We start from the raw sequence: 17,679 nt of genomic DNA on the forward strand, positions 1-17,679 counted from the left end.
GGGTGCGTTGCTCCGCACGAGTGGCCTTGGAAAGCCCTGCCGCCGTGTCGCCCACGGCAGGCGAACCCTTTCCTCTTCAGTGAGCCATAGATCTGATCAACTCCAAAATACCGCCAAACGTGATCAAAACGCACCCGCGTCGACGTATTCGCGTCCAGGTTTCCGGGGTGTTCGGGTCACCGGCGGCAGCGGCTCACCGGAGGTACCAGAGATGTCCCACGACGGCGTCGGCCCGCGCGCGGTGATGCGCTCGGTCGCCTTCCTCACCGCGGGCGCGCTCGCGGTGCCCCTACTGTCCGGCTGCGGCTCCGCGGACGAGGCAGGCAAGCCCCTGGCTCGCCAGGACATCGCCCCGGCCGGCCGCGCCCGGATCGCCGAGGGCGGCACGCTGCGCTGGGCCGTGGACGCGGTGCCGGAGACCTTCAACACCTTCCAGTCGGACGCCGACGCCACGACCACACGGGTCGCCCAGGCCGTCCTGCCCTCGATGTACCGGCTCGACGCGACCGGACGGCCGCGGCGCGACGCCGACTACCTGGAGTCCGCGAAGGTCGTCGACACCGAGCCCAAGCAGGTCGTCCTGTACAAGCTGAACCAGCAGGCCGTCTGGAGCGACGGCCGGGAGATCGGCGCCGCCGACTTCGCCGCCCAGTGGCGTGCCCTGGCGGGCAAGGACAGCGCCTACTGGACCGCCCGCAACGCCGGCTACGAGCGCATCGAGAAGGTCGAGCGCGGGGCCAACGACCTGGAGGTCCGGGTCACCTTCAAGCGGACCTACGCCGACTGGCGGTCGCTGTTCTCCCCGCTGTACCCGAAGGACGTCATGGGCACGCCCGACGCCTTCAACGACGGGGCACGCCGCAAGCTGAAGGTGACCGCCGGGCCGTTCGTGGTGAAGAAGGTCGACCGCAAGAAGGAGCAGGTCCGCCTCACCCGCAACACCCGCTGGTGGGGCCGGCCGGCCAAGCTCTCCGAGATCGTGCTGACGGCCGTCCCGAGGGACGAGCGGGCGACCGAGCTGGCCGCCGGGAAGATCGATCTGGCCGAGATCGACCCGGCCGCCGCGCAGCGCGTCGACGGCGCCGCGCACGGCACGGCCGGACCGCTCGCCGGTCCCGGCTCCGGGCGCACGGCCGCGAAGGCGCTGCGCTCCTGGGCGCTCGCCCACGGTTCGGACGAGGAGGAGACCGAGGACGAGGCCGAGGACGAGTCCGACGCCCGCACCAAGCTGCGCAAGGCGATGGCGAAGTGGGAAGGGGAGCAGAAGGCGCTGCGCGACTTCGAGGTGCGCAGATCGCTGGAGCCGGCGTACACGCAGCTGGCGCTGAACGGCGCGGACGGACCGCTGGCGGACGAGCGGGTGCGGCGGGCCGTCGCCCGCGCGCTGGACCGCAAGGAACTGGCCAAGATCGTGCTGAAGCCGCTCGGTCTGCCCGCGGAGCCCGTCGGCAGCCATCTGGCCCTGGCCGGGCAGGACGCGTACGCCGACAACAGCGGGGCGCTCGGCGGCCAGGACACCACCGAGGCGCAGGCGCTGCTCGCGGACGCCGGGTGGGTGCCCGGAGGCCCGGTCAAGAAGCAGGAGAAGGGCGAGAAGGCGGCCGGGTCGGCGGGCGAGAAGGCGGACTCCGGCGACGACTCCGCGGACGGCGACGGCACGTACGTCGTCGGTGCGGACGACAAGGGGGCCGGCGCGCGCAGGAGCGACGGCGGCGGACAGCAGCTCGCCCAGGACGGCAAGCAGCAGGTGCACCAGGGCGGCGCCCCCGGCGCCTACGCCCCGAAGGGCACCGCCGCGCCGGCCGGCGCCCGGGCCAAGGCGCTGGCCAAGGACGGCAAGGCGCTCAGCCTGCGGTTCGTGCTGCCGTCCGGCCCCGGTTCGGAGGCGCTCGCGGTGGTCGCCGAGCGGATCACGAGGATGCTGGCGAAGGTCGGCATCGGCACGGACATCACCAAGGTCTCGGACGAGAGCTACTTCAAGGACCACATCGCCTCCGGTCAGTACGACCTCGCGCTGTACTCCTGGCCCGGGTCCGCCTTCCCCGCCACCGACGCCCGGCCGATCTACGCCAAGCCGGTGCCGGCCGCCGACGGCTCGCTGAGCGTCGAGCAGAACTACACCCGGGTCGGCACCGACCAGGTCGATCATTTGTTCGAGCAGGCGGTCTCGACCCTGGACGAGGGCGAGAAGCGGTCCCTGATCCGCAAGGCCGACTCCCGTATCTGGGCGGCTGCCGGATCGATTCCTCTCTATCAGCGCCCGCAGCTCACCGCGGTAAGGAAGAACGTGGTCAACGCGGGTGCCTTCGGCTTCCAGACCCCCGTCTACCAGGACATGGGCTTCCTGAAGAAGGGCGCCGCGAAGGGGACGAAGGCCTCCGCGAGCCCCTCCCGGAAGTGAGCGCGCGGGGCGCGTGAAGTGAGCCGAGTGGCCCTGCGGGGGCCGTCCCCCGCCGGGCCACGTACCATGGGGTGAGGCCGTGGCGTGAGCCCGGCAGGGCCCGCGTAACACAGACGTACGCAGCAGGGTCGCCCTCACACTCCGGGAGAACGCCGCTTTATGGCCACGCGCCACGACATTCGCAACGTAGCCATCGTCGCCCACGTCGACCACGGCAAGACGACTCTGGTCGATGCCATGCTCAAGCAGGCCGGTGCCTTCGCCGCGCACGCTGCCGAGTCGCTCGACGACCGCATGATGGACTCGAACGACCTGGAGCGTGAGAAGGGCATCACGATCCTCGCCAAGAACACGGCGGTGAAGTACCACCCCAAGGACGGGGGGGACGTCATCACCATCAACATCATCGACACCCCCGGTCACGCCGACTTCGGCGGCGAGGTGGAGCGCGGCCTGTCGATGGTCGACGCCGTCGTGCTGCTGGTGGACGCCTCCGAGGGCCCGCTGCCGCAGACCCGCTTCGTGCTGCGCAAGGCGCTCCAGCAGCGTCTGCCCGTCATCCTGTGCATCAACAAGACCGACCGGGCGGACTCCCGGATCGACGAGGTCGTCAACGAGACCTACGACCTCTTCCTGGACCTGGACGCCGACGAGGACCAGATCGAGTTCCCGATCGTCTACGCGTGTGCGCGTGACGGTGTCGCCTCGCTGACCAAGCCGGAGGACGGAACGGTCCCGCAGGACAGCGACAGCCTGGAGCCGTTCTTCTCCACGATCCTGTCCCACGTCCCGGCTCCGGAGTACGACGTCGAGGCTCCGCTCCAGGCGCACGTCACCAACCTGGACGCCGACAACTTCCTCGGCCGTATCGCGCTCCTGCGCGTCGAGCAGGGCGAGCTGCGCAAGGGCCAGACGGTCACCTGGATCAAGCGCGACGGCACCCTGTCCAACGTGCGCATCACCGAGCTGCTGATGACCGAGGCGCTCACCCGCAAGCCGGCCGAGATGGCGGGCCCCGGTGACATCTGTGCCGTGGCCGGTATCCCGGACATCATGATCGGTGAGACCCTCGCCGACCCCGAGAACCCGATCGCGCTCCCGCTGATCACGGTCGACGAGCCGGCGATCTCCATGACCATCGGTACGAACACCTCGCCGCTGGTCGGCCGCGGCGGCACCGGCAAGGGTGCCTCGGCCAAGGCCGCGGTCAAGGACCGCAAGGTCACCGCCCGTCAGGTCAAGGACCGCCTGGACCGCGAGCTGGTCGGTAACGTCTCGCTCCGCGTCCTGGACACCGAGCGCCCCGACGCCTGGGAGGTGCAGGGCCGCGGCGAGCTGGCGCTGGCCATCCTGGTCGAGCAGATGCGCCGTGAGGGCTTCGAGCTGACCATCGGCAAGCCCCAGGTGGTCACCCAGGAGATCGACGGCAAGGTCCACGAGCCGGTCGAGCGCATGACGATCGACGTCCCCGAGGAGCACATGGGCGCGGTCACGCAGCTCATGGGCGTCCGCAAGGGCCGGATGGACAACATGTCCAACCACGGTTCGGGCTGGGTCCGCCTGGAGTTCGTCGTTCCCTCCCGCGGCCTCATCGGCTTCCGGACGGAGTTCCTGACCGGCACGCGCGGCACGGGCATCGCCCACTCCATCCACGAGGGCCACGAGCCGTGGTTCGGCGTCCTGACGACCCGTAACAACGGTTCGCTGGTCGCCGACCGCGCGGGCGCCGTCACCGCCTTTGCGATGACGAACCTCCAGGAGCGCGGCGTGCTGTTCACCGACCCCGGCACCGAGGTGTACGAGGGCATGATCGTCGGCGAGAACTCCCGCGCCGACGACATGGACGTGAACATCACCAAGGAGAAGAAGCTCACCAACATGCGCTCCGCCGCGGCCGACTCGTTCGAGGCGATCGTGCCGCCGCGCAAGCTGTCGCTCGAGCAGTCGCTGGAGTTCTGCCGTGACGACGAGTGCGTCGAGGTGACCCCGGAGGCGGTTCGCATCCGCAAGGTCGTGCTCGACCAGCGCGATCGCGCCCGCTCCGCCAGCCGCGCCAAGCACGGCTGATCCGCGGGTAGTTCACCACCGCAGCACACTCTGAAGCCCGGGTGTCCCCAGCATGGGGACACCCGGGCTTTTCGCAACCCGTTTTTCGGAGCCCCACGGTGCCGCCTGTCCGAAATGCGGAGATCCTCGCCCGATAGCCATGTAACAAGTCCGTTTCGCGGCCTTCTCGCGCCAGAGACTTTGTCCGGATTTTGGAAGATCCAGGCGTCAGCTGTGACTGAATTGAGATTTAAAGACAGTGGTCGGCACATGGCGCATGCCAGATAGTTAGCCGCGTAACGCTCGGGTCAATGGGTCTCGCGCTGTGGGGACAGCGCCGACTCGCGAGCACCAGGGGGTGTCTGACCCTCCGTCAGGGGTGTCGGAGGTCGGACGAGCGCCCCCTCCTGTCGGTGAACACGTGGAGTCACAAGGAGGATCCCCATGCCAGTCAAGCTGCCCATGCGGTCCAGCACCGGTCAGTCCGCCCCCGCCCGCGGCGACTGTCACTGACCTGACGTCCGGCCGCCGACTGCGGCCGTTCGGCTACGCGCGTCCGGCTGCGGCTTCTTCCGTGCCGTCCGTCCGGCGCGCGTCGGCGTCCCTTCATGCACCGATCGGCGATCACGCGGCAGCCCGCGTCCGTCGCCGGCTCGGCACACCCACACCCGTGAAGTGAAATGGGCGAACTGTGACAAGTCCTACCGACATCGACGGCGGCGGTACGTCGGTCGTGGTCGACGGCGACCAGGAGCCGGCGTCGGCACCCGAGGCCAGGGTGCTCGTGGGCCGGTCTCCCGGTCAGCTCATGTGGCTCCGCTTCAAGCGGGACCGCACGGGCGTGATCTCGGCCTACGTCGTGCTGTTCTTCTTCCTGGTCGGCCTGCTCGCCCCGCTGATCTCGAAGCTCTACGGCAAGAACCCGTACACCGTGTTCGCGGACGAGCGGCCGGACTTGTTCGACAGCGCGGGTGTGCCGGTGCAGCCCAACGGCGGGATCAGCGGCGAGTTCTGGTTCGGCCTCGAACCGGGCAACGGCTACGACGTGTTCACCAAGTTGCTCTACGGCATCCGCAACTCCCTGGGCATCTCCCTCGCGGTCACCGTCGCCACCGTGCTGACCGGCATCGTCCTCGGGGTCGCGGCCGGCTATCTCGGTGGCAGGACGGACTTCCTGATCAGCCGGGTGATCGACTTCCTGCTCGCCATTCCGGCCCAGCTGTTCTTCATCGCGAGCATGCCGGTCGTGGTCTCCCTGTTCGTCAGCCCGCGCGACGAGACGCCCGTCTACGTCCGGGTCGTCGCGCTGATCTCGGTGCAGTGGGTCCTCGGCTGGATGAGCCTCGGCCGCATCCTGCGCGGCACCAGCCTCGCCCTGCGGGAACGGGAGTTCATCGAGGCCGCGAAGGTGAGCGGGGCGCCACCGGGGCGGATCATCCGCAAGGAGATCCTGCCCAACGTGGTCACGCCGATCCTGGTGCAGGCCACCTACATGCTGCCGAACTTCGTGACCGCCGAGGCGGGTCTGTCCTTCCTCGGCGTGGGACTGGTCGAACCGACGCCGGACTGGGGCCAGATGTTCTCCAAGGCGGCGACCGAACTCGTGATGCAGAACGACATCACCTACATGTTCTTCCCCGGTGTCTCGATGATCATCTTCATCGTGGCGTTCAACCTGCTCGGGGACTCGGTCAGGGACGCCTTCGACCCCAAGACGGCGCGCTGATCCGCACCTCACGTTCTTTGGACTCACAGACTGCTGGACTCACAGAGATGGGTGGGAAACGAGTGATGGGTAAGGGTGGACGCCGCGCGTACGCCGCGCTCTCGCTGGTCGCTGCGGGAGCGCTCGTGCTCTCCGGTTGCAGCGAGGGCGGCAGCAAGGAAGGCAGCAACAAGGACGACAAGGAGAACGCCCAACGCCAGCAGTCCTCCATCGACTTCGGCGACGCGAAGGCCTCGACGGGCCCGGCCGCCGAGATCCCGGGCGCCAAGCCCGGAGGCGCGGTCACCGTTCTCCAGAGAGACAGCTACGCGCACCTCGACCCCGCGCAGATCTACGTCTCCGACGAGATGGCGCTGTCGCAGCTCATCCACCGTGGTCTGACCGGCTACAAGGCGACCGGCGAGGACGGCAAGAAGCACGAGGTCGTCGGCGACCTGGCCACCGACAGCGGGACCACCACCGACGGCGGCAAGACCTGGAAGTACACGCTGAAGGACGGGGTCAAGTGGGCCGACGGCTCCGCGATCACCGCCACCGACGTGCGCCACACCTTCGAGCGGCTGTTCGCGCCGTTCGTCGCCAACGGCCCGACCTTCATCCAGCAGTGGCTCGCCGACACGCCGGGCACCGCGTACCGCGACCTGCTCAAGGACGGCCCGTACAGCGGCAAGCACCTGCCGGACACCGTCCTGGAGACGCCGGACGCGAAGACGGTCGTCTTCAAGTTCAAGAAGGCCAAGCCCGACCTGCCGTACGCGCTGGCCATGGCCGGCTACTCGCTCGTCTCGAAGGCGAAGGACACCAAGGAGAAGTACGACAAGGCCCCGATGACCGCGGGCCCGTACAAGATCCAGGACTTCAAGTCCGGCAAGTCGATGGTCCTGGTGAAGAACGCCAACTGGGACGCGAAGACCGACCCGATCCGGCACCAGTACATCGACCGGTTCACCTTCGCGTTCAACAAGCAGTTCGAGGACTCCACCAAGGCCATCCTCGACGACTCCGGGGCCAACGCCACCGCGGTCAGCTTCAACAACGAGGTCGACGCGGGCAACCTGTCCAAGGTCCTCGCCGACGCGACGCTGAAGTCCCGCACCGTCTCCGGCTACCAGCCGTACGTGGGCCAGATCGACATCAACCTGTCCCACAAGGAGATGCAGGACAAGACGGTCCGCGAGGCCATCGCCTACGCCCTGCCGATCACCCCGTTCGTGCGCGCCTACGGCGGTACCGCGGCCCGCGAGGTCGCCGGCGGCCTGATCAGCCCGACCGTCTCCGGCTACAACCCGAACTTCGACCCCTTCGGCAAGAAGAAGAAGCCGGCCGGTGACCCGGTCAAGGCCAAGGAACTGCTGGAGAAGGCCGGCAAGACGGGTCTGAAGCTGACCTTCGGCTACATCAACACCCCCGAGGGCCAGCAGTACTCCACCGCCATGGCCGCGGGTCTGGAGAAGGCCGGCTTCGACGTCCAGCGCCAGGAGATCCCGGCCGAGACGTACTACGACCAGGTCGGCAAGGTCGAGAACAACTTCGACATCTACCACACCGCGTGGGGCGCCGACTGGCCGAGCTCCTCGACCGTCATCCCGCCGCTGTACGACGGACGCCAGATCCAGGACGGCGCCGCGAACTACTCGCACATCAACGACCCGAAGGTCAACGCCGACATCGACAAGGCGAGCACCATCACCGACCCGATCAAGGCCGCGGAGGCCTGGAACAAGATCAACGAGTACATCGTGAAGGACGTCGTCTCCAACATCCCGACGGCGTACTACAAGCAGACCCAGGTCGCCGGTTCGAAGATCGGCGGCCTCGTGTACGACGACGTCATCGGCGGCATCGACCCGCGCAGGCTGTTTGTGAAGTAACCCCTTCCCGAGCGCGGCGCCCGGTGCGCCCCGTCCCGCTTCCGCGACGGGGCGCACCGGCCCGCACGGCCCTTTGAGCCGGCTCCACGAGCCGGCCTCACGAGCCCGAAAGCTGCCACTGAGATGCTGCGCTTCCTCCTTCGCCGGACCCTCGGCTCGCTGGTGATCCTGGTCCTGCTGACCGTCGTCGCCTTCCTGCTGTTCTTCGGCATGCCCCGTGACCCGGCGCTGCTGATGTGCGGCAAGACGTGCACGCCCGACGCGCTGGCGAACATCCACCGCACGCTCGGCATCGACAAGTCGATCCCCGAGCAGTTCTGGATCTTCCTGCAAGGGCTGATCGCGGGCCGGGACGACTTCGCCCAGGGGCCCTGCCCCGCCCCCTGTTTCGGCTACTCGTACCACACCAACGAGCAGGTCTGGTCGACCCTGTTGGACCGGCTGCCGCTCACCGTCTCGCTCGCGCTCGGCGCCACCGTCGTCTTCCTGTTCGTCGGGCTCGGCACCGGAATGCTGGCCGCCTGGCGGCGCGGCACGCTCATCGACAAGTCGTTCACCGCGGGCTCGATGGTGCTCAGCTCGATGCAGATCTACTTCCTGGGCCCGCTCGCTCTCGCCGTGCTGGTCTACCAGACCCATATCTTCGACGAGCCCCGGTACACCGAGCTCACCCGGGATCCCGTCGCCTGGTTCACCGGGCTGATGATCCCCTGGGTCGTGCTGTCCACGATCTTCGCCGCGCAGTACACCCGTATGGCGCGCTCGTCGATGATCGAGCAGCTCCAGGAGGAGCACATCCGCACCGCCCGCGCCAAGGGGATGAGCCGGCGGTACGTCTTCTTCCGGTACGCCTGGCGCGGCTCCCTCATCCCGATCGTCACCATCCTCGGCATCGACCTCTCCTCGATGCTCGGCGGCGCGATCATCACCGAGTACACCTTCGGACTGCCCGGCCTCGGGCATCTCGCGGTGGAGTCCGTGCAGTTCAGCGATCTTCCGCTGCTGCTGGGCGTGATGCTCTTCGCCGCCGCCGTGATCCTGCTGTGCAACATCGTCGTCGACGCCTGCTACGCCTTCATCGACCCGCGCGTACGGCTGGCCTAGGCCGATTCCCGGACTGTCGTCAGGAGCTTTGTCGTGACCACTGTGACCAAGGAGGCCGGGGCGCCCGTCCCGGCCGGCGCGGGCGCGTTCCTCTCGGTGCGGGACCTGCACGTCAGTTTCACCACCGAGGACGGCGCCGTCCGGGCCGTCGACGGGCTCTCCTTCGACCTCGAACGCGGCCGCACCCTCGGCATCGTCGGCGAGTCCGGATCCGGGAAGTCCGTCACCAATCTGACCGTCCTCGGGCTGCACAACCCGATGTTCACCACCGTCGAGGGCGAGATCCTGCTGGAGGGCCGGGAGCTGACCACGGCCCGGGAGTCGGAACTGGAGAAACTGCGCGGCAACAAGGTCGCGATGATCTTCCAGGACCCGCTCACCGCGCTCTCCCCGTACTACACCGTCGGCCGGCAGATCGCCGAGCCGTACATGAAGCACCGGGGCGCCTCGAAGAAGGCCGCCTGGGAGCGCACGGTGGAGATGCTCGGCAAGGTCGGCATCCCCAACCCCCGGGAACGGGCGAAGGACTACCCCCACCAGTTCTCCGGCGGTATGCGGCAGCGCGCGATGATCGCGATGGCGCTGATCTGCGACCCCGACCTGCTGATCGCCGACGAGCCGACCACCGCGCTGGACGTCACCGTCCAGGCGCAGATCCTCGACCTGCTGAAGGACCTCCAGCGGGAGTTCGGCACCGCGATCATCTTCATCACGCACGACCTCGGTGTCATCGCCGACATGGCCGACGACATCATGGTGATGTACGCGGGCGGAGCGGTCGAGCGCGGGACGACCGAGCAGGTGCTGCGCTCACCGCAACACCCGTACACGTGGGGCCTGTTGAACTCCATGCCCCGGCTGGACTCGGACCTGGGCACTCCGCTCGCCCCCATCCCCGGCGCCCCGCCGTCGCTGCTGAACCCGCCCTCCGGCTGCCGTTTCCACCCACGCTGCACCTTCCGGGACCGGGTCGGCGGCAACCGCTGTGTCACCGAACGCCCCCTGCTGGCCCCGGACCGCGCCTCCGCCTGCCATCTCACGGCGGAGCAGAAGCGGACCATCTTCGTGGACGAGATCAAGCCCCGACTGGGGTAGGGGCATGACCTTGAGGAGCAAGCACGTGAAGAAGGCCAGGAGGAGCACGTGAAGAAAGAGGAACTCGCACTCCCCGCCCCGCGTGAGGCGGGCGCCGACGGCGAGGGGGAACGACTGCTCGTCGTGGAGGGGCTCACCAAGCACTTCCCGGTCAAGGGCGGCTTCCCGGTCCGGCGTACGGTCGGCCAGGTGCAGGCCGTGGACGGCATCGACCTGAGCGTGCGGGCCGGCGAGAGCTTCGGCCTGGTGGGGGAGTCGGGGTGCGGCAAGTCCACGACCGGCCGCCTGATCACCCGGCTCCTGGAGCCCACGGCCGGGACGATCACCTACCGCGGGCAGGACATCTCGCACGCCTCGCGCCGGCAGCTGGCGCCGATCCGCTCCGAGATCCAGATGATCTTCCAGGACCCCTACTCCTCCCTCAACCCACGGCAGACCGTCGGCAAGATCGTCTCCGGGCCGATGGAGGTCAACGGGATCGAGCCCGAGGGCGGCCGCGAGGCACGCGTGCGTGAGCTGCTGGAGATCGTGGGTCTCAACCCCGAGCACTACAACCGCTTCCCGCACGAGTTCTCCGGCGGTCAGCGCCAGCGCATCGGCGTCGCCCGTGCGCTGGCGCTGGAGCCGAAGCTCATCGTGGCCGACGAGCCGGTCTCCGCGCTCGACGTGTCCATCCAGGCGCAGGTCGTCAACCTGCTCCAGCAGGTCCGGCAGGAGCTCGGCATCGCGTTCCTGTTCATCGCCCACGACCTGGCCGTCGTACGGCACTTCTCGCAGCGGGTGGCCGTCATGTACCTCGGGAAGATCATCGAGGTCGGCGACCGCGACTCCATCTACACCCGGCCCCGGCACCCGTACACCCACGCGCTGCTCTCCGCGGTCCCCGAGGTGAACGTCGCCGGCGGGGAGACGGCCGCACGGGAGCGGATCCGGCTCGCCGGGGACGTGCCCTCGCCCATCGCCCCGCCCTCGGGCTGCCGGTTCCGGACCCGGTGCTGGAAGGCGCAGGACAAGTGCGCGGCCGAGGAGCCGCCGCTGGTCCGCATCTCCGGCAACCACGAGGGCCATCTGACGGCCTGCCACTTCCCGGAGGAGCCGACGATCGAGGCGCGCGAGGAGGACATCGTGCTGGACCCGGCGCTGGCGGCGCTGGAGGAAGGACGCGGGTGACTCCGGCGGGCCGGCGGCTGATCCACGGCGTCGCTCCGGCGGGGTGCCCTGTTTCTCGGTGTCGTCCGGCGGGCGCGGGTCCGTCGTGGCCGGTCGCGCAGTTCCCCGCGCCCCTGGGGGGTGGTGGCGGTGTGTGGTGACGGAGGCGGGTCCGTCGTGGCCGGTCGCGCAGTTCCCCGCGCCCCTGGGGGCCCTGCGGGCCCGCAGGCGCCCGCTCCGGGGTCACCCGGCCGGGGCCGCCACCGTGATGATCTCCGGGCTCGTCCGGGTCAGCGGCCCCCGGTCCCAGTCCCCGTACTGCTCCTCGACCCGCAGCCCCGCCTCCGCCAGGAAACCGGTCAGGCTCCCCGGGTCGAGGAAGCGGAGGGTGGCGCGGCCGGTGTGGCGCTGGGGCCAGCCGGGGGAGTCGAAGGTCTCGGTGAACGTGACCCGGTCGCCGTACGGTTCGTCCTCCACCTCGTGCCAGACCCGTACGACCCGGCCGTCCGCGTCGGTGACCTCGCGGACGCGCTCCGGGGTCCAGGTCTCCCAGGCCCGCGCGGCCGGGTTGCGGGTCTCGAACACGAACCGTCCGCCGTCGCCCAGGGCCGACCGTACGGCCCGTAGCGCGCCGCGCAGTTCCTCGTCGCCGAGAAGCACCTGGAAGGCATGGCCCGTCATGACCACGAGGTCGAAGTCGGCCTGCCACAGACGGATGTTGAGGTCCCCCAGCAGCCACTGCACACCGGGCGCCCGGCGCCGGGCCTGGACCAGCATCGCGGCCGCAGGGTCGAGGCCCATGAGCCGCCCCGGGTGGCCGTCCGACGCGGCCCGCGCGAGGAGCCGGCCCGTACCGCAGCCGACGTCGAGCACCGACTCGGCGGATCTCACCAGGTTCAGGTAGAAGTCGTCGTCCGGCCCCCACGGATTGATGCTGTCGTACAGCGCGGCGAGTGTCAGATCCGCGAACGAATGATCGACCACCGCGGCAGTGTGCCACACCTCGGTGCGGCACAGGACAAGATCCAGAACATCCGAATCCCCTCGACAAGCGGGCAGGCGGGCGGACATGCTCTGCGCGATGACGAGAACAGACGACATGCCCCCCGCGTGGGACGAGCGCACCCAGCTCACCACGTTCCTCGACTACGCCCGTGACACCGCGCGCGCCAAGTGCGAGGACCTCTCCGAGGCGGACGCCCGCAGGGCGCCCCTGCCGGGTTCGCCGCTGATGACCCCGAGCGGTCTGGTCAACCATCTGCGCTGGGTCGAGTACTACTGGTTCCGGGTCGTGTTCCTCGGTGAGGAGGACGAGGGGCCGTGGACCGACGAGGACCCCGACCGCGAGATGCGCATCGCCGTCGACCTCCCGCTCGCGCAGGTGCTCGACGAGTACGCCGAACACGCAGAGCGGCACCGCAAGCTGGTCACCGAGCACGACCTGGGCACCGAGGCGCAGCGGGCGACGCGCGACGGCCGTCATGTGGACCTGCGCTGGATCCTCCTGCACCTGATCGAGGAGACGGCCCGGCACAACGGCCACCTCGACATCCTGCGCGAACTGATCGACGGCCGCACCGGCGTGTAGGGCCTGTCCGGCGGACCGTGCCGGAGACGCGGGGCTCGGCACGCCCGTCCGCGACGCCGCCGGCCGGGCCGGGGCGAAAGGCGTATGAAAGATCGCCGAAAGGGTCCGGAAAGACGGCTCGGCGAGACTCTCGTACGGGGCGGGCGACCGACGGGGGACACGCGGCGCCCGCCCCGGCCCGGCCTCTGCCGCCCCGCTCGCACGGCACCCGGCCGCCGCCGCGGCCCCGGCCCGGGGAATTGGCCGGATCCCGACGCCCGGGGAGCCGTCGGTTCCTCTTGGGGAAGGTCGGCGTTGCCCGGCAGTCGCCCCTGGACTACGTTCTGTGAATGCTCACCCCACGGCCCCGGTTCCGCCTGCTCGGACCGCTGGACGTCGAGATCGACGGACGGGTCGTCGTACTCACCGGCCGGCAACGCGCGCTGTGCGCCGTGCTCCTGCTGCACGCCAACCACGTCGTCTCCGTCGACCGGCTGATCCAGTGCCTGTGGGACGACCGGCCGCCCGGCGCCGGCGCGGCCCGGGTGCGGGCCCTCGTCGCGGAGGTGCGGCGCGCCCTCGGCCCGGCGGGGACGGAACTGCTGACCACCCGGCGGCCGGGCTACGTCATGCACGCGGGCCCGGACGAACTCGACCTGCTGGCCTTCGAGAACCTCATCAGGGACGCCTCGCGGGCCGCGGCCGACGGCGACTGGCGAACGGCCCGGCGCGGCGGTGAACAGGCCCTCGCGCTGTGGCGGGACGAGCCGCTGCCCGACCTGCCGGAGGTCGCGGTGCGCGAGGCCGAGCGCCAACGCCTCGCCGAACTGCACCTCGTCGCCCGCGAAGGCGTGGCCGAGGCGGGGATCGAGACCGGCCGGCACCGGGAGGCCATCGCCGAACTCCTGCGGCTGACCGCCGCCCACCCGCTGCGCGAACGGCCGCACGGCCTGCTGATGCGCGCCCTGCACCAGGACGGCCGCAGCGCCGAGGGCCTGGAGCTGTACACCGCGCTGCGCCGACGCATGGTCGACGAACTCGGCATGGAGCCCTCGGCCGACCTCAGGGACCTGCACCAGCGGCTGCTACGCGGCGGCGACCTCTCCACAGGCGCCCCGCCCGAGCGGTCCGCCCCGGCGTCCGAGCGCCCCGTGCCGCGCCAACTCCCGCCCACCCCCCGTCGTTTCGTCGGCCGCGACGGTGAACTCGGCCGCCTCGACTCCTGTCTGCGCACCTCGGAACCGCTCGCCCTGATCGTGGGACCCGCGGGCGTCGGCAAGAGCGCCCTGGCGCTGAACTGGGCCCACCGGGTCGCCGACCGCTTCCCCGACGGCCAGCTCTTCCTCGACATGCGGGGCTTCGACAACGCCGAGCCGATGACCCCCGCAGAGGCGCTGGCGCTGCTCCTCCAGGGCCTGGGCTGCGCGCCGCGCGACATCCCGCTGGGCGCCGAGGCACAGACCGCCCTGTACCGGACGCTGCTCGCGGACCGCAGGGTGCTGGTCGTCCTCGACGACGTGGCCGACGCGTCGTACGTACGACGGCTGCTGCCCGCCTCGGCGGGCTCGCTGACGCTGGTGACCAGCCGCGACAAGCTCAGCGGCCTGGTCACCCTGGACGGCGCCTACCGGGTGTCCTGCGACGTCCTCGACAGTGCCGCCGCACTGGAGCTGATCAGCGGCGCGGTCGGCGCGGAGGCCGTCGCCGCCGATCCGGAGGCCGCGGCGCGGCTCGTCGAACTCTGCGACCACCTGCCGCTCGCGCTGTGTGTCGCGGGCTCCTGGATCGGTGACCGGCCAGGCAGTATCCGGGCCTACGTCCGCGACCTCGCGGACCGGGGGCGACTGGCCCGGCTGCATGTCGAGGGCGAGGAGTCCGTCGCCGTACGGGCCGCGCTCGACCTGTCGTACGGGGTGCTGCCGGAGGAGGCCCGGCGGGCCTTCCGCTCGCTGGGCGTGCTGCCGGGCACCGGCCGGTCGGTACCGGCGGCCGCCGCGGCCGCGGGTACGGACGAACATCGCCTGGCCGACCTGCTGCGGCTGGCTCAGCGGGTCCATCTGCTGCGCGACGTCGAGCACGGCCGCCCGGCCTGGCACGACCTCGTGCACGAGTACGCCCGTGACCGGACGGCCGCCGAGGACGCCCCCGACGAGCGGGCCGCCGCCGTCACCCGCGTCCTCGACCACTACCTCCAGAGCGTCGTCAACGCGGCCGCCACGGCCGGCCTGTACGTCATGCGCACCCGCCCGCCCGCCGTCGAGGGCTCCCTGCCACGGGCGTTCGCCGGCATCGAGGAGGCGTACGCCTGGTTCGACGGCGAGTGGGACGACATCGCGGCCGCGATCGGACACGCCGCCGAGCACGGTCCCGCGCCGTACGTGTGGTGGCTGGTGGACGCGCTCCAGGACCTCTTCCACCATCGCAGGCCGCTCTCCGACTGGATGCGGCTGGCCACCCTCGCCCGGGAGGTGGCCGCGCGCGACGGCGACGAGGTCGGCCAGGCCTCCATGTGCCTGTCCCTGGGCAGCGCCCGCTGGCGCAACGGGGACCTGCGGGGCGCCCTCACGGAGTACGAGGAGGCGGAGGAGCTGGCCCGCCGGGCCGGCTGGACGTACGGCGAGGCCGGCAGCCTCCAGGGCAAGGGCGTCACCCTCAAGCTGCTGGGCGAGCTGCGCCGCGCGCTGCCCTGCTACGACCGTGCCCTCGCGCTCTACCGCACCCTGGACAACGTCAGGAACGTGGAGATCATGCTGATCAACACGGCGTCCCTGAACCTCGCCCTGGGCCGCCTGGACGCGGCCGAGGAGGCGGCGTGCGCGGCCCTCGACCTGATCGGCGACACGGTCCACCACAACCGGGCGATGGCCCTCGTCAACCTCGCCCTGGTCCGGCAGAAGCAGGCCCGGTTCGACGAGGCGGCGGCGGCGCTGCGCACCTGCTTCCTGGTCTCCCGCGACTCCGGGTCCACCTACACGGAGGCCGTGGCCCTGGAGGCGCTGGGCCGGGTCCGCGCCGACGCCGGCCAGGACGACCGCGCGCTCCTCGCCTACGAGGACGCCCTCGCCGTCTCCCGGCGGGTGGAGAACCGCAACTGCCAGGTCGACAGCCTGGTCGGGGTCGCCTCGGTGAAGCTGCGCGCGGGCCGCGCCGAGGAGACGGCCCAACACCTCGACGCCGCGTTCGAGATCGCCGAGCGCACCGGCCACCGGGCGGGCCTCGTCGAGGTCCTGCTGGCCCGTGCCGACCTGGCCCGCGCCCAGGGCCGCCCGGCCGACGCCCTGGACCAGCTGGAGCGCGCCGAACGCCTCGCCGCCGACGGCAACCCCCTCACCCTCCCGCGCGTCCACCTCACCACCGCCCTGACGCTCCTCGACACGGACACGGACACGGACACCAGCACCCACACCGCCCCCGACCGGGCCCGCGACGCGGCGGCCCTCGCGGCCGGCCTCGCCCGGAGCTCCGGCCAGCGCCTCCTGCACGCGGCCGCCATGGCGGCCCTGGCCTCCGCCCACGAGGCCCACGGCGACACCGGGCCGGCGCACGAGGCGAGGACGGAGGCGACCGCCCTGTACACGGCGCTGGGCGTCCGGCACCCTCCCGGGGCGCCCGCCCCGCACCGCCCGCCGCCCCACCACCGTCACCGTGAGCTCCCTTTGGACGCCGAGTCCCGCCTCACCCTGTACCTGACCGAGCACTTCGACGGCTGAGCCGCTTCAAGCGGAGTGGGCGTACGCGCTGCCGAGTCGCAGCCGCGGGTCGCGGGCGAGGATCCGTTCGTGCAGGGACCGCACTTCCGGGCCCGGTTCGCAGCCCAGCAGGTCGATCATCCGCAGGCGCAGCAGCTGGAAGCAGTCCAGCGCGTCCGCCTGGCGTCCCCCGCGGTGCAGGGCGAGCATCAGCAGGCCCGTGACCTTCTCGTCGAAGGGGTGCATCTCGGCCAGCCAGTGCAGCTGTGGCAGGCACTCCTCGTGCCGCCCCACGCGCAGGTACAGCTCGGTGCTGCCGACCAGCGCCTCCCGGTGCTCGCGCCGCAGCGTGACCCGCGTCGTCTCCGCCCAGGTTGTGCGCACGTCGGACAGTGGCTCGCCCCGCCACAGCTCCAGGGCCCGCGAGTAGAGGCCGAGGGCCGCCTCGGTGTCGCCGGCGCGGGCGTCCTGCTGCGCCTGCCGGACCAGGGCGCGGAACCGTGCGGTGTCGACGCAGCGCTCGTCGATCGCGAGGACGTATCCGCCCCGCTTCCGGATCAGTTCGAAGCCCTCGGTCAGCTGTCCGTCGGCCCGCAGCGCCTTCCGCAGCCGGGTGGCCTGGATGTACAGGGCGTCGCGCGGGTGCTGGGGCCGGCGCTCCTGCCACACCCGCTCGATCAGCGTCTCGTCGGCGACGAAGGCGCCGGGGGTCCAGGCCAGTGCCGCCAGCAGCAGTTTGGTGCCGTGCGGAAGCGGCAGCTTGTCGCCGGAGCGGGCCCGTGCCTCGACGCAGCCCAGCAGCTGAATTTCCATGTACCCCCCGTACCTCGAACCACTCGAGTCACCACTGTGCGCGCGCGGTGTTCGGCTGGCGCATGGATGCTGCACGGGATGGCTGCCGCCGGCTGGGCGGGGGCGCGGCGGGTGTGCGGGCGGGGTGCGGTGCGTCGGCGGGTGCGGGTTCGTCGTGGCTGGTCGCGCAGTTCCCCGCGCCCCTGGTGGGCCCTGCGGGCCCCGCAGGGCCCACCCTG

The 17,679-nt window shown here is 70.8% G+C and carries 11 protein-coding genes; 9 read left to right on the top strand and 2 right to left on the bottom strand.

The window, feature by feature from the left end; all coding sequences use genetic code 11:
- The first annotated feature begins 211 nt into the window (after nt 1-211).
- The 7 genes from ACFWBD_RS35970 to ACFWBD_RS36000 all read left to right on the top strand — a co-directional run bounded on the left by ACFWBD_RS35970 (nt 212) and on the right by ACFWBD_RS36000 (nt 11,413).
- Nucleotides 212-2,401: an ABC transporter family substrate-binding protein gene (locus tag ACFWBD_RS35970; RefSeq protein ID WP_385676515.1), complete on the top strand. Its 2,190-nt coding sequence runs from the start codon at nt 212-214 to the stop codon at nt 2,399-2,401.
- Between the two features lie 159 nt (nt 2,402-2,560).
- Nucleotides 2,561-4,468, top strand: coding sequence for a translational GTPase TypA (gene typA / locus ACFWBD_RS35975; protein ID WP_385676518.1), 1,908 nt, complete (start codon nt 2,561-2,563; stop codon nt 4,466-4,468).
- A 670-nt stretch (nt 4,469-5,138) separates the two neighbouring features.
- Nucleotides 5,139-6,173 (top strand): ABC transporter permease, encoded by a 1,035-nt coding sequence (locus ACFWBD_RS35980; protein ID WP_385676521.1) that lies wholly within the window; start codon nt 5,139-5,141, stop codon nt 6,171-6,173.
- 65 nt (nt 6,174-6,238) lie between these two features.
- Entirely contained in the window at nt 6,239-8,044 is a 1,806-nt protein-coding gene (locus ACFWBD_RS35985; protein ID WP_385676524.1) for an ABC transporter substrate-binding protein, read from the top strand.
- A 123-nt stretch (nt 8,045-8,167) separates the two neighbouring features.
- Nucleotides 8,168-9,148 carry an ABC transporter permease gene (locus tag ACFWBD_RS35990; protein WP_385676527.1) on the top strand — a complete coding sequence of 327 codons (981 nt, stop codon included), beginning with the start codon at nt 8,168-8,170 and terminating at the stop codon, nt 9,146-9,148.
- Nucleotides 9,149-9,181: 33 nt separating this feature from the next.
- Entirely contained in the window at nt 9,182-10,243 is a 1,062-nt protein-coding gene (locus ACFWBD_RS35995; protein WP_385676530.1) for an ABC transporter ATP-binding protein, read from the top strand.
- Between the two features lie 48 nt (nt 10,244-10,291).
- On the top strand, nt 10,292-11,413 hold the full coding sequence (locus ACFWBD_RS36000; protein WP_385676533.1) for an ABC transporter ATP-binding protein: 1,122 nt from the start codon (nt 10,292-10,294) through the stop codon (nt 11,411-11,413).
- Nucleotides 11,414-11,635: 222 nt separating this feature from the next.
- On the opposite strand, the gene ACFWBD_RS36005 is transcribed toward ACFWBD_RS36000, so the two are convergent.
- A complete protein-coding gene (locus ACFWBD_RS36005; protein WP_385676536.1) occupies nt 11,636-12,376 on the bottom strand; it encodes a class I SAM-dependent methyltransferase in 741 nt (246 codons plus the stop codon).
- A 97-nt stretch (nt 12,377-12,473) separates the two neighbouring features.
- Between ACFWBD_RS36005 and ACFWBD_RS36010 the strand changes: the two genes are divergently transcribed.
- A complete protein-coding gene (locus ACFWBD_RS36010; protein WP_385676540.1) occupies nt 12,474-12,980 on the top strand; it encodes a DinB family protein in 507 nt (168 codons plus the stop codon).
- A gap of 329 nt (nt 12,981-13,309) precedes the next feature.
- Nucleotides 13,310-16,669 (top strand): BTAD domain-containing putative transcriptional regulator, encoded by a 3,360-nt coding sequence (locus ACFWBD_RS36015; RefSeq protein WP_385676542.1) that lies wholly within the window; start codon nt 13,310-13,312, stop codon nt 16,667-16,669.
- 6 nt (nt 16,670-16,675) lie between these two features.
- On the opposite strand, the gene ACFWBD_RS36020 is transcribed toward ACFWBD_RS36015, so the two are convergent.
- The gene (locus ACFWBD_RS36020) at nt 16,676-17,461 is read right to left on the bottom strand and encodes a BTAD domain-containing putative transcriptional regulator (protein WP_385676545.1); all 786 of its coding nucleotides are present in this window, start codon (nt 17,459-17,461) and stop codon (nt 16,676-16,678) included.
- Nucleotides 17,462-17,679 lie beyond the last annotated feature (218 nt).

The sequence above is a fragment of the Streptomyces sp. NPDC060002 genome (assembly GCF_042737245.1).
Taxonomy (GTDB): domain Bacteria; phylum Actinomycetota; class Actinomycetes; order Streptomycetales; family Streptomycetaceae; genus Streptomyces.

Coding starts and splice junctions, on each gene's coding strand:
- ACFWBD_RS35990 (WP_385676527.1), top strand. CDS start 8,168: ATGCTGCGCTTCCTCCTTCGCCGGACCCTCGGCTCGCTGGTGATCCTG.
- ACFWBD_RS35970 (WP_385676515.1), top strand. CDS start 212: ATGTCCCACGACGGCGTCGGCCCGCGCGCGGTGATGCGCTCGGTCGCC.
- ACFWBD_RS36015 (WP_385676542.1), top strand. CDS start 13,310: ATGCTCACCCCACGGCCCCGGTTCCGCCTGCTCGGACCGCTGGACGTC.
- ACFWBD_RS36020 (WP_385676545.1), bottom strand. CDS start 17,461: ATGGAAATTCAGCTGCTGGGCTGCGTCGAGGCACGGGCCCGCTCCGGC.
- typA (WP_385676518.1), top strand. CDS start 2,561: ATGGCCACGCGCCACGACATTCGCAACGTAGCCATCGTCGCCCACGTC.
- ACFWBD_RS35985 (WP_385676524.1), top strand. CDS start 6,239: ATGGGTAAGGGTGGACGCCGCGCGTACGCCGCGCTCTCGCTGGTCGCT.
- ACFWBD_RS36010 (WP_385676540.1), top strand. CDS start 12,474: ATGACGAGAACAGACGACATGCCCCCCGCGTGGGACGAGCGCACCCAG.